General features: G+C 49.4%; 11 protein-coding genes and 2 pseudogenes. 7 read left to right on the top strand and 6 right to left on the bottom strand.

What is annotated here, in order from left to right; translation table 11 throughout:
• Positions 1–63 precede the first annotated feature (63 nt).
• Positions 64–639, bottom strand: coding sequence for a hypothetical protein (locus ACGCCZ_RS08665; protein WP_411655801.1), 576 nt, complete (start codon positions 637–639; stop codon positions 64–66).
• A 455-nt stretch (positions 640–1,094) separates the two neighbouring features.
• Between ACGCCZ_RS08665 and ACGCCZ_RS08660 the strand changes: the two genes are divergently transcribed.
• The 4 genes from ACGCCZ_RS08660 (at position 1,095) to ACGCCZ_RS08645 (ending at position 6,605) form a co-directional block, all read left to right on the top strand.
• Entirely contained in the window at positions 1,095–2,846 is a 1,752-nt protein-coding gene (locus ACGCCZ_RS08660; RefSeq protein WP_054322926.1) for an ABC transporter ATP-binding protein, read from the top strand.
• A complete protein-coding gene (locus ACGCCZ_RS08655; protein ID WP_411655800.1) occupies positions 2,843–4,606 on the top strand; it encodes an ABC transporter ATP-binding protein in 1,764 nt (587 codons plus the stop codon). The genes ACGCCZ_RS08660 and ACGCCZ_RS08655 overlap by 4 nt, the downstream gene beginning before the upstream one ends.
• Before the next feature lie 196 nt (positions 4,607–4,802).
• Complete coding sequence (locus tag ACGCCZ_RS08650) at positions 4,803–5,666, top strand: transketolase (protein WP_256366524.1); 864 nt, start codon at positions 4,803–4,805, stop codon at positions 5,664–5,666.
• On the top strand, positions 5,667–6,605 hold the full coding sequence (locus ACGCCZ_RS08645) for a transketolase family protein (RefSeq protein ID WP_085532551.1): 939 nt from the start codon (positions 5,667–5,669) through the stop codon (positions 6,603–6,605). It begins immediately after the preceding gene.
• Positions 6,606–7,204: 599 nt separating this feature from the next.
• Here the strand turns inward: ACGCCZ_RS08645 and ACGCCZ_RS08640 are convergent.
• From ACGCCZ_RS08640 to ACGCCZ_RS08630, 3 genes and pseudogenes are all read right to left on the bottom strand, one after another.
• Positions 7,205–8,169, bottom strand: a pseudogene (locus tag ACGCCZ_RS08640) (aldose epimerase family protein).
• Positions 8,170–8,310: 141 nt separating this feature from the next.
• Positions 8,311–9,141 (bottom strand): ROK family protein, encoded by an 831-nt coding sequence (locus ACGCCZ_RS08635; RefSeq protein WP_411655799.1) that lies wholly within the window; start codon positions 9,139–9,141, stop codon positions 8,311–8,313.
• Complete coding sequence (locus ACGCCZ_RS08630) at positions 9,120–9,263, bottom strand: hypothetical protein (RefSeq protein ID WP_411655798.1); 144 nt, start codon at positions 9,261–9,263, stop codon at positions 9,120–9,122. Before ACGCCZ_RS08630 ends, ACGCCZ_RS08635 begins: the two co-directional genes overlap by 22 nt.
• Before the next feature lie 722 nt (positions 9,264–9,985).
• Between ACGCCZ_RS08630 and ACGCCZ_RS08625 the strand changes: the two are divergent.
• From ACGCCZ_RS08625 to ACGCCZ_RS08615, 3 genes and pseudogenes are all read left to right on the top strand, one after another.
• Positions 9,986–10,686: pseudogene (locus tag ACGCCZ_RS08625) on the top strand (sugar transferase).
• Positions 10,676–11,422, top strand: coding sequence for a tRNA threonylcarbamoyladenosine dehydratase (locus ACGCCZ_RS08620; RefSeq protein ID WP_085532546.1), 747 nt, complete (start codon positions 10,676–10,678; stop codon positions 11,420–11,422). The pseudogene ACGCCZ_RS08625 and the gene ACGCCZ_RS08620 overlap by 11 nt, the downstream one beginning before the upstream one ends.
• Before the next feature lie 41 nt (positions 11,423–11,463).
• The gene (locus tag ACGCCZ_RS08615; RefSeq protein ID WP_054322932.1) at positions 11,464–11,658 is read left to right on the top strand and encodes a hypothetical protein; all 195 of its coding nucleotides are present in this window, start codon (positions 11,464–11,466) and stop codon (positions 11,656–11,658) included.
• 195 nt (positions 11,659–11,853) lie between these two features.
• Here the strand turns inward: ACGCCZ_RS08615 and ACGCCZ_RS08610 are convergent, their stop codons facing one another.
• Together ACGCCZ_RS08610 and ACGCCZ_RS08605 are read right to left on the bottom strand one after the other, a co-directional pair.
• Positions 11,854–12,894, bottom strand: a complete 1,041-nt coding sequence (locus tag ACGCCZ_RS08610; RefSeq protein WP_411655797.1) for an HAD-IC family P-type ATPase — start codon at positions 12,892–12,894, stop codon at positions 11,854–11,856.
• The gene (locus ACGCCZ_RS08605; protein WP_411655796.1) at positions 12,876–14,192 is read right to left on the bottom strand and encodes an HAD-IC family P-type ATPase; all 1,317 of its coding nucleotides are present in this window, start codon (positions 14,190–14,192) and stop codon (positions 12,876–12,878) included. Before ACGCCZ_RS08605 ends, ACGCCZ_RS08610 begins: the two co-directional genes overlap by 19 nt.
• Positions 14,193–14,455: the final 263 nt, after the last annotated feature.

Here is a 14,455-nt window from a genome sequence, read left to right as displayed (position 1 = left end):
TGATACGTAAAACGCCCTCTGGCTAAAAAGCCGGAGGGCGTTTTACGTATCAAAAAGAGGAGGTCATCCAACACATTTTTTACAGGGTTCCAACCCACGGGCTAAAGCCTGCTCTAGGGTGGATTCGTAATAAGTACCTCCATTACAGTGGTTATTGTAGTGGTATTTTTTGCCGGTTCTGGTGACGTAAATCGTATGTCCCTGCTTGGACGCGGACGTCTCCGTGCTTGTCTGCGGCTCCGGAGCGACAGCCGCGGCAGGAAGCGGTTCCCCTACGGTAATAACACAGTGTTTGACAGGCTCTTGACCAGGTAAGGTCGTATAGATGGCAGAAGCCTCACCGGGCTTTCCGACCGCCCACACCTGGAACCGATACTCGTCTTCGCCGTTGGCATTTTTTAGCTTTTTACAGTTGCCGGTCTTCAGAACGCTGCCATTTCCGGCCGCAATCTGTGGGTCCTCATGCGAACCATGTACCGTAAACTTAAACCAGTAGTAGTCCCCCTGCGCTTTTGTAAAATTGATCGTGGTATCGCTTTCCACATAGGGCTCTGCCGCAGCAAAGGCCATAGGAAATGACGAAAAGAGCAGGGCGAAGGACAGCAAAAGCGCAATCCACGGCGTACATTTCTTTCTCACAGGAATTCCCTCCCATATACTGGTGTATTTTTGCGTTCATTTTATTAAAGCAATATGCCGATAAAATACACCCGTATTTTTTCAAAAATGCCGATATTCTCTTTTAAATGACCTCTTTCCAATAAAATTCAGGAGAATATATTTGACATTTTTCTTATTTTAAATTTTATCATATTTTCAGAAGAATACAATCGACAAATCATACAAAGAAAATACATCCTTTTTGTCTTAGAAAACTTCCTTTATTTTCTCTGCAAAGAACGCCTTTTTCGAAAAGCTCTGTTTGAGAAATTGTCAGAGTGATTTCTGTGTTCCTATTACATGTTTCTGTCTAAAAAGTTCCGCGACCGTATTGGAACGACTTCCACGTCTTGGGGATCACCGGTAAAAAAAATTGCTATTTCTGTCCAGGAGAGGTAAAATAAAAGGTATGTTATAGAAAAGGATTTGGTCTTATGCGAAAACTCGCACGCTTCCTGAAGAAATACCGGCTTCAAGTAATTTTGGGGCCGGTCTTCAAATTGACGGAAGCCATCTTTGAATTGATCGTACCGATCGTCACTGCACAGATTATCGACAACGGCGTCCGTACAGGGGACGTGAACTACGTTTGGCGCATGGGAGGCGTCATGCTGCTGTTAGGGGTTGTCGGTCTGTGTTGCGCGCTGGTCTGCCAAAAAATGGCCTCCATCGCCTCCCAGGGTTTCGGCACGGTCCTGCGCAATGAAATGTACCGCCACATCAATACATTCTCCCACAAAGAGATCGATCGCTTCGGCACCCCTTCGTTGATTACACGCATCACCAACGATGTCAACCAGCTGCAATACGCAGTCGCCATGCTCATCCGCCTGGTGATTCGTGCGCCATTTCTGGCCATTGGCGCCATTGTAATGGCCATGTTGTTGGATTTTCCACTCGCTATTATCTTTTTAGTGGCGACCCCGCTGATCGGGTTGGTGCTCTATCTGGTGATGAGCCGTTCGGTCCCATATTTCCGGGTCATGCAGAAAAAACTCGACCGTATCTCACTGATCTCCCGTGAGGGGCTGAGCGGGGCGCGCGTAATCCGCGCTTTTTCCAAACAGGAGCACGAAGAATCTCGATTCCGCGCGGCTGCAAACGACCAGACAGATACCGCCATCCGGGTAGGAAAGCTCTCTGCATTGCTCAATCCACTCACATATCTGATTATGAACTTTGCTGTGATTGCCATTGTCTGGTTTGGGGGCATGCGCGTGACCTCCGGAGGGATGACCCAAGGAGAAGTAATCGCCTTTGTCAATTACATGTCGCAAACCCTGCTCGCCTTGATCGTGGTGGCCAACCTGGTGGTGACTTTTACCAAAGCAGCTGCTTCTGCGGGGCGTGTCAATGAGGTGTTAGAGACAGAAACCTCCGTTCCCGAAACAGCCAAATCAGCTGTTCTAACCAAGGAGGGCGCCCCAAAGATTACATTTTCTCACGCAAGCTTCTCCTACAGCGGCGATGGCGGAACAGATGGCGAAAAATTCGCCGTAAAGGATTTGAACTTTACGGTTAAGGCCGGAGAAACCCTGGGAATTATCGGTGGTACTGGTTCTGGCAAATCGACACTGGTCAGCTTAATTCCCCGTTTTTACGATGTTACAGAGGGTTCCGTCTATATAGAGGGGATCGATGTAAAGGAATATCCCTTTTCACAACTGCGAAGTAAGATCGGAATGGTTCCACAGTTAGCAGAGCTCTTTTCCGGTACCATCGCCAGCAATTTGCGCTGGGGTAACGCACAGGCCACCGAGCAGGATCTAGAAGATGCCCTGCGTATTGCCCAGGCAAAGGAATTTGTGGACCGCCTTCCGCAGGGCCTAGACAGCCCTGTCAGTCAAGGAGGTAAAAACTTCTCCGGCGGGCAGAAGCAACGCCTCACCATCGCCCGCGCCCTTGCTGGAAGGCCTGAGATTCTCATTTTGGATGACAGCGCCAGTGCATTGGATTTTGCAACAGACGCCGCTTTGCGCCGGGCACTCAAAGATGAAACACGGGGGATGACCGTCCTAATGGTCTCACAGCGTGTGAGCACCGTGAAGGCGGCAGACCGCATCCTGGTCCTGGACGACGGAGCCATGGCGGGCCTGGGTACCCATGACCAACTTATGGAAAGCTGTGAAGTCTACCGAGAGATCTGTCTGTCCCAGCTGAGCAAAGAGGAGGCGGAACGCAAATGAAGAAGAAATCGGGTATGAATCGTTCGGTCCTGAAACGCCTTCTGCGTTATGCCAAGCCACATGCGGCGTTTCTCCTTCTGGCGTTGGTAAGCGCCATCATCAGCGTATCCCTGACGCTTTACGGCCCCATCCTGGTTGGGCGTGCAGTCGATTTCGTAATCGGTCCGGATCAGGTGGATTTTGCCGCCATGCTGCCAATTCTCTTTACCTTAGCAGTCACTATCGTGGTGAGTGCAGCTTTCCAATGGCTGATGACCTATTGTACCAACCGCGTCAGTTACAAGACGGTCCGCGACCTGCGCATTCAGACCTACGAGAAAATCAACACCCTGCCGTTAAAATACATCGATGGCCATGCACACGGCGACCTCATCAGCCGCATTGTCAACGATGTGGATCAAGTATCCGATGGGTTGCTGCAAGGCATCACGCAGCTTTTTACAGGGATTGTGACAATCGTCGGTACCTTGCTGTTTATGCTGACCATTAGCCCTGTCATTACTGTTGTGGTGGTATTGGTGACCCCGCTCTCGCTGTTTGTCGCCGCGTTTATTGCGCGGTTGACTCATCGGCAGTTCGTCGAACAGCAGGCGACACAGGGGGAGCTGTCCGGTTTTGTCGAGGAGATGATCGGCGGCCAAAAGACTGTAAAGACCTTCCATTATGAGAAGCGGGCGGAGCAACAGTTTGAAGAGATCAATGGACGCCTTTACAACTGTGGGGTCAAAGCGCAGTTTTATTCCTCTCTAAGCAACCCCAGCACGCGCTTTGTCAACAATATGGTGTATACAGCCGTAGCGGCCTTCGGCGCGGTCTGTGCCATCACAGGATGGCCGGCGCCACTGACCATCGGTCAGATCACCAGTTTCCTTTCCTATGCCAACCAGTACACAAAACCCTTTAATGAAGTGACCGGCGTACTCACCCAGATACAGACCGCCTTTGCCTCCGCCGAGCGCCTATTTGCCGTACTGGACGAGGCTTCTGAACGGCCAGACAGCCGGGATGCGGCTGTATTGGAGCACTGTGAGGGCGATGTAGCGGTGGAACATCTCTTTTTCTCCTACGATCCCGCACGGAAACTGATCGAGGACATGAATATCGCTGCGCATAAGGGCAGCCGGATTGCAATTGTCGGTCCAACCGGTTGCGGAAAAACGACGATCATCAATCTCTTGATGCGGTTTTACGATGCGGATCGCGGATCGATCACAGTGGATGGTCACAACATCCAATCGGTCACGCGCAGCAGCCTGCGCCGGCAATATGGAATGGTGCTTCAAGAAAGCTGGCTGTTTTCTGGGACCGTTCGGGAAAACATCTCCTATGGACGGGAGGATGCCAGCATGGAAGAGGTAATCGCGGCCGCTAAAAAAGCGCACGCGCACTCCTTCATCATGCGTCTACCACAGGGCTACGACACCGTGATCTCTGAGGACGGCGGAAATCTTTCACAGGGACAGCGGCAGTTGCTCTGCATTGCGCGCGTGATGTTGGTCGACCCGCCCATGCTGATCCTCGACGAGGCGACCAGCAGCATCGATACCCGTACCGAATGGAAAATTCAGACGGCATTTGAGGACATGATGCGCGGACGGACCAGCTTCATCGTGGCGCATCGCCTGTCCACCATCAAGGGGGCAGACCTGATTCTCGTGATGAATCAGGGACATATTGTAGAGCAGGGAACCCATGAAACACTTCTGGCCAAAGGCGGATTCTACGCCAACCTTTACAATAGCCAGTTTGCAGTCAGCTAAACAGGCGAAGAGCAGAAAAGAGCGACAAAGCGTAAAGAGCCCGTTCAAAAAAGTATTTTTTCCGGTTGTTTCCAACAAAATTTTGTGTTCTAACGCGAACACAGTCGTCGCATGGCGCAAATAGGCAAAAAATGCCCAACGAAAATTGCATTTTTCGCGTTGATGCGCTATAATAATTGCGGTTGTTTCTCATATCATTTCAAGGGAGGACATTATGAATACAGCAGAAAAGAAAGACCTGCAAATTGCTGCCTGTAAAATCCGTATGGGCGCGATTGAGGGAGTATACCATGCAAAATCCGGACATCCCGGCGGCTCTCTCTCCGCGGCAGACGTGCTGACCTATCTCTATTTTAAGGAGATGCACGTAGATCCCGCCCATCCGGCAGACGAAAACCGGGACCGTTTTGTGCTCTCTAAGGGGCATTGCTGTCCGGCTCTGTACGCGACATTGGCACTCAAAGGGTATTTCCCCATGGAAGAGCTGCAAAAACTGCGCCATATTGGCGCGATGTTACAGGGGCATCCCAACATGTTGGACACTCCCGGCATTGATATGAGCACGGGCTCTTTAGGACAGGGCGTTTCCGCAGCCTGCGGTATGGCGTTGGCAGCCAAGCTCAGTGGTAAAGACTATCGTGTCTATTCCATGCTGGGCGACGGTGAGATTGAAGAGGGTCAGGTTTGGGAAGCAGCGATGTTTGCTTCTCACAAAAAGCTGGACAACCTCTGTCTGATCGTGGACAACAATGACTTGCAGATCGACGGAACCCTGGACGAAGTTTGCAGCCCGTATCCGATCGACGAGAAATTCCGTGCCTTTGGCTTTGACACTGTGGTGATCGACGGCCACGACTTTGATGCGATGGAAGCGGCATTTGCGCACGTCAAAGAGGTGAAGGGGAAGCCCTGTGTCATCATCGCCAAAACTGTGAAGGGGAAGGGTGTCTCCTTCATGGAAAACCAGGTGGGCTGGCACGGTACCGCCCCCAATAAAGAGCAGTATGAAGTTGCTATGCAGGACTTGAAACAGGCGCTTGCGGCATTGGAGGTGGAATAAATGGCAGAGGTAATCAAAAAAGCGACAAGAGATGGCTATGGCGAAGCCTTGGTCGAGCTGATGGATGAATATCCGAACCTAGTGGTTCTCGACGCGGACTTGGCCGCAGCTACAAAATCCGGTATGTTTAAAAAGGCGCATCCAGAGCGCTTTTTCGACTGCGGTATCGCAGAAGGGAATATGATGGGTGTTGCAGCTGGATTGGCAGCTGCTGGCATGCTTCCATTTGCAAGTTCGTTTGCCATGTTCGCCACCGGACGTGCCTATGAGCAGGTGCGCAATTCAATTGGCTATCCGCATCTGAACGTCAAAATTGGCGGTTCTCATGCGGGAATCTCTGTCGGCGAGGACGGTGCAACCCATCAGTGCTGTGAGGACATTGCACTGATGCGCACGATTCCAGGAATGACGGTTGTCAATCCGGCCGACTATTACGAGATGAAAGCCGCGGTCAAAGCGATTGCCGCTTACAACGGCCCGGTTTATGTCCGTTTGGGCCGTTTGGCGATTGAAACAATCAACGATGAGCGTTATCAATTTGAACTTGGCAAGGGTATAACCATGCGCGACGGCAAAGACATCACCATTGTTGCTACAGGCCTTATGGTAGGGGAGTCCCTCAAGGCGGCTGAACAGCTTGCAGAAGCAGGGATTGATGCACGTGTCATCAATATCCATACGATCAAGCCGATCGATGCGGAACTTTTGCAAAAGGCGGCCAAGGAAACCGGCCGTATTGTAACGGCCGAGGAGCACAGCATTATCGGCGGTCTTGGTGATGCCGTATGCGAGGCAATCCGAGAGAATCCGGTTCCCGTAACCAAAATTGGCGTGAACGATTGCTTTGGTTACTCTGGCCCGGCGGTTGATCTGCTCAAAGATTTTGGTCTGTGTGCCGATCACGTGGTAGAGGTCGTCAAAGAAGTTCTGAAAAAATAATTGTAAGAAATCTTTTACAATGGCGTTTCAAAGGAGAGGGAAGTGTCTTTATCATTTTACAGCCTTCTCTTCGATGTTATTTCCCCGATACGGCGTTTCTTCGCCGGTATCGGGGATTTTTGGATTATTGGCAGAGAAGAAAAGGCGCTTCTTTGGATGGGAACTTTTTCAATGTTTCTTCTATCCTGCCAATCATTTGTCGGTTCTGCTCTATATATGCGCCATTGTAGTATAGAAATGGAGAAAAAGGGCCTCTTTGGCAGAACATGCTTTCCCATTAAACATTCGCTTCCTTAAAGAAAGGAAAAGGAAATCGTAAAAATATGTCAAAGAATGTTGGGAGTATCGAACGCCCTTTCATCTACCCACCAAAGAATCCCTTTCTCTTGCGCAAAAATTGCAAGCGCCACAAAACAATATCCATATAAAAAGCGTGCAGAAAGCGGATTCTACCGCTTTCTGCACGCTTAATTTTTGTTCTATCCGATATTTTGTATTCGGCCTTTAGATACTGTATGCAGGCCAAGAATTCCATGAAAAATTGAACTCTCTCCGCACCATCCTTGTCAAAAGGAAAATCCGTAAACCTACACAACCATTTATTTACGCACTTCAAATTTGTATGTAGTTGTGTGCTGATATACTTCTCCAGGACGGAGAACTGCGCTGGGGAAGTTTTCATGATGGGGGGCATCCGGGAAAAACTGTGTCTCCAGGCAAAGCGCATGATGGGCTTGCAGGGGAATCCCACCGTTGGCAACGACACCTTCGGAGAAACCATTCGCCGTATAGAGCTGCATTCCCGGCATATCGGTAAACACCAACATCACACGTCCGGTGGACTGGTCGTATACTTCTGCGGCTTTCTTCCTCCCAGACTCGCCTGCCAAAACAAAGTTGTGGTCATAACCGTTGCATTTACGCAGGAAAGGGTCGGCTGCACGAATATCCTGCCCAATGGTCTTGGCCGTTCGGAAGTCCGCCGGTGTTCCTGCGACTGGAGTAAACTCTCCTGTGGGAACTAAATCTTGTCCTGCCGCTGTAAAGTGGTCCGCATAGATCTGCAATTCGTGCGAAAGAATATCGCGTGCCGGGTCCCCTGTCAAATTAAAAAAGCTGTGGTTTGTCAGATTTACCAACGTAGAAGCATCGGTTTTCGCCTTGTAATCGATTACCAACGCATTATCCGTTGTTAATGTATAACAGATTGACACATCCAGGTTTCCAGGGAATCCCTCTTCGCCATCGATACTGCGATATGCAAAAGTGATGGAAGGGGCCTCATCATCGTTGTTGCTACATTTTAAACGCCATACCTTTTGATGGAATCCTTGAAAGCCGCCGTGCAGTGTATTCCCATTCTCATTTTGACTGAAGGAGTAGGGGTACCGTCGATTTCGGCTGTTCCGCCGCCTATTCGATTGGCGTAGCGCCCGACAGCTGCGCCGAGAAAATCCCCATCCGCCAGATATTCCTCCAAAGTGTCATGGCCCAACACAACATTTCCAAACGTTCCTTTGCGGTCCGGCACTTGAATACTGACCACGCGCGCACCGTATTCCATCGCTTGGATACAGGCACCATTGGTATTCTTTAGGGTATATAAGTGGATCTTCGTCCCATCCGGCATTGTACCAAATGTTTTTTGTTCTATGCTCATAGCCGATTCCTCTCAATAAAATATCAATCTGCCAAATAAAGAAAATTATTTCCCCAACAGTGCTGCACCGATGATTCCTGCATCGTTCCCCAGCTGTGCCTTGCAGATTTTGGTACGTACTTTTGCGCCGCCGTACTGCTCGCGATCCACATATTCCCGCACCGGCGCCAACAGAGTTTCACCCTCATTACAAATGCCGCCGCCGACACACAGAATATCGGGCTGTAGGGTATTCACACAGTTAGCCAATCCGCAGCCGAGATACGCGATGTATTCGTCAACAATCTTCTTTCCAACCGGATCACCAGCCCGCATTGCGTCAAACGCCGTACGGCCACTCACATGATCGAGATTGCCATCAACAAGCTTCCATATGGGGCTTTCCTTATCCGGATGTGCCAACATAGCCTCCTTCGTGCTGAGAATCAGACCCGTAGCGGAGGAATAACATTCCCAACATCCGTCACGCCCGCAGGAGCAGTGACGTCCGTTAAACACAATAACCGTATGTCCCATCTCGCCGGCACAATAATTGGAACCGGAATAGATTTTTCCATCAACAATAATGCCGCTGCCCACGCCTGTTCCAAGAGTAATCGCAAGAGCATTGCGCGCACCCTTTAAAGCACCAGCCTGGTATTCACCATATGCAGCCGCATTCGCATCGTTTTCAACGATAACCTCTTTTTTCATGCGCTCCTGCAACATCCGGCGCAACTCAAAGTTATTAAAGTACAGGTTATTGGAAAATTCCACCACACCCAGATCGCGGTTGACCGTACCGGGTGTGCCAATCCCTACCCACGGGATGTCATCGATCGTGACGCCAGCGTCCTCCAATGCAGCGAAGGCTGTTACCGCAAGCTGTTCGCACATCTCTTCTGAAGAACAGGGAACGCGTGTTTTATTCTTCCCCGTCCAATAATCTGATAATGTTCATCCACTACTCCCACAGCGATATTCGTTCCGCCGAGGTCAATGCCAAGATAGTATGCCATTTTCATGTCCTCCTTGTGTTTTTATACTGGATGAGGGCCCGGCTCCACAGCTGCTTTGGTACAGTGGAAAAGGAGGAACGGCACACAATGTTCAAGTTCTTCCTCAATAGGCAATTGCCCAAATTTCCGATGTCTCTCTCGCCGTGTGCAGATACTGGCAGAACTCCCTCTTCATCCGAACCTCTTTGTGCCCGCACACGTAAAAATATCTGGATTTACTTTTTCCCTCTGTACCGGTTCTCCAAAAGCCAGAACGTTCGCCACCACACGCGCACCTCTGGAACTACAACAAGCTGCTGTCCTCACTCCGATCGGACCAATTTCTTCTTCACGCCATTATGACTACTTCCAAACCTTTGGAGATACAGCCCCATCGACGGTCTCATTCCCATGCAAGTCATGTTAAATTATATCTTAATCTATTATAACATTTTTTTGGATAAATTGTAAAGCAGCATCCTGCTTTTTTTCTATGGTTTCTGCAAATAATGAAGTGGAGAAACAAATCGCTGGATTTGTCCTATTTGGAGATTTATGGTATAATAATCTCACGCCGAAACGGAGACCGATGTCGCAAAATGCGAATGAAGTACATCATTCTTTTGAAAATCAACACATCCGTTTTGAGTTTGAGCCAAAGAATCCATTATCCTCTTTTCTATATGATATAATAGAAATACAATTCTGTAAAGAGAACAAAAAGGAAAGTTGGAGCATTTGTTATGAACTATGAAGAGCTGCCAAAAAGTATGCAGGAGGATGCTATTAGGCCTTATTGGGAACTCCTCCAAAAAAAGCGTGTCTCCCTGTTTTTCAAGCGCCTTTTGGACATGATCGCCTCTTTTGTGATGTTGGTTATCCTTTCTCCTTTTCTGTTGCTTTTGGCGCTTGCTGTTAAATTCGATTCCAAGGGGCCTGTTTTTTACCGGCAAGTCCGTGTGGGACGCTACAATCAGGATTTCAAAATTTTTAAATTTCGTACAATGGTTCAAAATGCGGATCAGATCGGTCCTGCTGTCACAACGGGAGAAGACCCGCGTATCACGCGTGTTGGAAGATTTATTCGTCGGCTCCGGTTGGACGAGTTTTCCCAACTGTTGAATGTTCTCAACGGTACGATGAGCCTGGTAGGACCGCGGCCAGAGGTGCGCAAATACGTCGATCTCTATACACCGGAGCAGATGGCTACCTTATTGGTCCGCCCGGGGATTACTGCGCCTTCGAGTATCGCGTTTAAGGATGAGGACAAGCTCCTTGACGCGGCTGACGATCCGGAACGGGTCTATGTAGAACAGATTTACCGCCAAAAATGGAGCTAAACCTGGAATATTTGGAGCATATCTCTCCTCTCTATGATTTGTCTGTAATCTTCCAGACAGCGGCCGCGGTATTTTTGTCAGGAGGAAAAGAGAATGCGCAATGAGTTTTCTCGTTCCCAGATTTTATTGGGTACACGCAGCATGGAGCGACTGCGGAACAGCCGGGTAGCCGTTTTTGGCCTCGGCGGTGTAGGCAGTTTTGCTGCGGAAGCACTCGTTCGAACCGGCGTCGGCCACCTGCTGTTGATCGACAATGACACCGTGAGTTTAACCAATCTTAACCGGCAGATTCTCGCTGACCATTCCACCATTGGAAAACAGAAAGTTGACGTGATGAGGGAACGCGCCCAACGCATCCATCCGGCAGTGGATGTTCAAACCTTTCCGTTGTTTTATCTTCCCGACACGCCCAGTGACTTTTTAAACGATTGTGACTATATTATCGACGCTATCGACACGGTATCTGCAAAATTGGCGCTGGTGCAGGTAGCGCAAGAGAAGGGGATCCCCATCATCAGCAGTATGGGGACGGGGAACAAACTCGATCCCACCCGCTTTGAAGTGGCAGACATCTATCAGACCTCGGTATGTCCCCTATGCCGGGTCATGCGCCGTGAACTGAAAAAACGCGGAATTTCATCTTTGAAAGTTGTGTATTCCAAAGAAGAGCCTGTACCGCGTGAAGAGAATCCAGAACTCCAAGATGCATTTCCGCGCCGGCAAACACCAGGAAGCGTGGCGTTCGTCCCACCGGTCGCCGGGTTTATTCTCGCTGGGGAGGTCATTAAAGATTTGACCGATGGACTTCGCCCGAGCCCCGAATGGGCGTCTCATTCATAAATTGCTCGGGATTGGGAAACCTATCCGCGAGGTGATTGACGATGAAAGATCGAAAAAAACAAGCAGCCAAGCCCCAACCTACCACCGGACAGTCCCAAGCCGAGATACGAGCCGAACAGGCTGCGTGCGCGCTTCCGGACATGAACAAAGGAAGCATCCCATCGGACGTCAGCGGCAGCTATACCGGCACGCCGACGGACGATCTTTATCCCGTCCAGGATGCAGACGACCTGTAACTCGATAAAGCCGGGAGTAGCCAATAGGAAATGCATTTGAAACATCCTTGATAACCTGTTATACGCGCCTGCATTTCCGAATAGGGAAATGCAGCATACTGTCTATTCTATTATAAAGTTAAAAACGGTTGTGTGCTTTCTATGGACCGCACACAACCGTTTTTCTTTTTAAAGATTGTCACCCTTAAATGCCACTCAATCCTCCGCATTGCGCATAATGATGCGTTCAATAACATGTAACACTACACTCATCATGCAGATGGCAAAGAGCAACAATGGCACCAAAACCACGACCATGGGGACCGTAAGATCGACCAGGGAGAACAGCGGCTGGAAAAATAGCATTGCCATAATAAAACCAACCACCATCAGGGTATACAGCGCAGACCGCAACAGATTAAATGGAACACAAACCTTTAATAGAGTGAGAAGTCCTGTAAATCCAGTTAAAATGACCGCCAAGGTGGAAATTTGTTCGTTGGGCAGGTGGAGGAACAGCGAAACTGCCACCAACAATAGAATGTTGGTAATCATCGTCAAAGCACCCGGCAAGGATTTCCGTATGATATTGACCAAGAATTTCCCGCGGATACGGTCTTTGTTTGGTTCCAAGGCCAGGATAAAGGAAGGAATCCCAATCGTAAAGGTATTGATAAGCGTAAATTGAATGGGTTGGAACGGGTAGTCACATTGCAGGAAGATAAAGCAAACCGCGATAATGGTGGAGAAAATGGATTTCACCAGGAATAGGGAGGAGGAACGTTGCAAATTATTGATGGAACGCCGCCCTTCCTGAACAATGCGCGGCATGCTGGCAAAATTGGAGTCCAATAGCACCAACTGCGAAACTGCACGAGCAGCGTCGCTGCCAGAAGCCATCGCAATACTGCAATCGCTCTCCTTAAGGGCTAATACGTCGTTTACTCCATCGCCTGTCATGGCAACTGTATGCTTTTGTTCCTTAAGCGCCTTGACCAGATCGAGTTTTTGTTGGGGCGTCACACGCCCAAATACGGTGTATTCCTCCACGGCTTTCTGAATATCTTCATAGGTTTTCAGGTTGGTCGCATCGACAAACCGATCTGCGTTTTGCAAACCTGCACGTTTGGCGATGTTGGCCACCGTCACTGCATTGTCACCGGAAATCACCTTGATTTCTACCCCTTGGTCGGCAAAGTATTCCAGCGTTTCTCGCGCGTTATCGCGGATTTTATCGCTCAACAGGAGCAAAGCCAAAGGGGAGAGCTCCTAGGGAGCCCCTTATCCTGAAAAGGGTTTTGGGAATAGGCCAATAACAATACGCGCTGCCCTTGCGAAGAGTACTGTTCCACCTTCTCACGCAGGGGTTCAAAGCGGTCCCGCATCACAAACTCTGCTGCGCCGATGACAAAGGTTCCAATGTTTGCAAAGCTGGCGCCACTCCATTTGCGCGCAGACGAGAAGGGCACTGAATCGACGCATATCCAATCTGGAACAACCAGGCCCAGTTGCTTCATGGCCATAGAGGTGGGATTTTCGTCATTTAAAGCATGGGTGACTGCTGCAATGGCATCCTCCACCTGAGGCTGTGGGATCGGGCAAAGCGGCTCGATTCCATCCACCTGCATCGTTCCCTCGGTGATCGTGCCGGTCTTGTCCAGACACAGAGTATCCACGCGAGCCAAGGTCTCGATGGAATAGAGATCCTGGACCAAGGCGTTATAACGGGAAAGCCGAATCACACTGACTGCTAATACGACGCTGGTGAGCAATACCAATCCCTCTGGAATCATCCCGATCAGCGCGGCAACCGTACTGACCACAGCCTGGGAAAATGGCTGTGCGGAAAGAACATACTGTTTGTAAAACAGCGCTGCGCCCACCGGAATGATGGCAAAACCGAGCAATTTGATAATTTTGTTGATGCTCGTCATGATCTCGGAATTGGGCTTTTTTAAATATTTGGCATGATTTGTAATTTGGGAAGCATAGTTCTCCGCCCCAACATGTTCCACACGAGCATGGCAGTCTCCGCTGACGATAAAACTTCCTGAAAAAAGAAGATCGCCCGGTTTTTTCACCACAGGGTCACTTTCGCCAGTCAGCAGAGATTCATTCACCTCGCACTCGCCAAATTGTACAATGCAGTCGGCGCAGACCTGATTCCCTGCAGAGAGGTGCAGGATGTCGTCCAAAACCAGCTCTTCCACCGGGAGGCCTTGTTCCTCTCCGCTGCGCACCACCCGCGCTTTAGGGGCTGCAATTAAGGACAACTTATCAATGGTCTTTTTGGCTCGAATTTCCTGAAAAGTGCCGATCAGCGTATTACAAATGACCACACCCATAAACAGCAGATTTTTATAGGACCCCACCAAAAAAACCATACTTGCCAAAATGATATTTAAAATGTTAAAAGGCGTAATCAGATTCCCGCGGATAATCTGTCCAACTGTTTTAGTCTTGATTTCGCCCTCTCCGTTTGTCAGTCCCTGCTGTTGGCGCATCTGGACCTGCTGGGGATTGAGTCCGTGTATAGTCAGGTTCAAACCGCTCACAATATTTCTGATCCGATCGCTCAGCAGTGTCCACCAGCAGCTCTCTGTGTCTTTTCATAAAAACTCCTTTGGAACCAATTGGCATGGCTCTTCCATTCGATCTGTTAAAAATTTTGGCAGACTCATCCCCTCTTATACGGCATTCAAATGCACGCAATCATCATCAAACGGAAAAAAGAGGACAAAATCCCTATTTATTATACTATTGAACGTAAGAAATTGCTAGTTTCTGACGGAATTGTAAGAAACGTTAAAAAAGCGTT

It is taken from the genome of Anaeromassilibacillus sp. SJQ-1 (assembly GCF_046693725.1).
Classification (GTDB): domain Bacteria; phylum Bacillota; class Clostridia; order Oscillospirales; family Acutalibacteraceae; genus Anaeromassilibacillus.
Note: the sequence above shows the minus strand (reverse complement) of the source record. Positions and strands in the feature narration are given on the sequence as shown.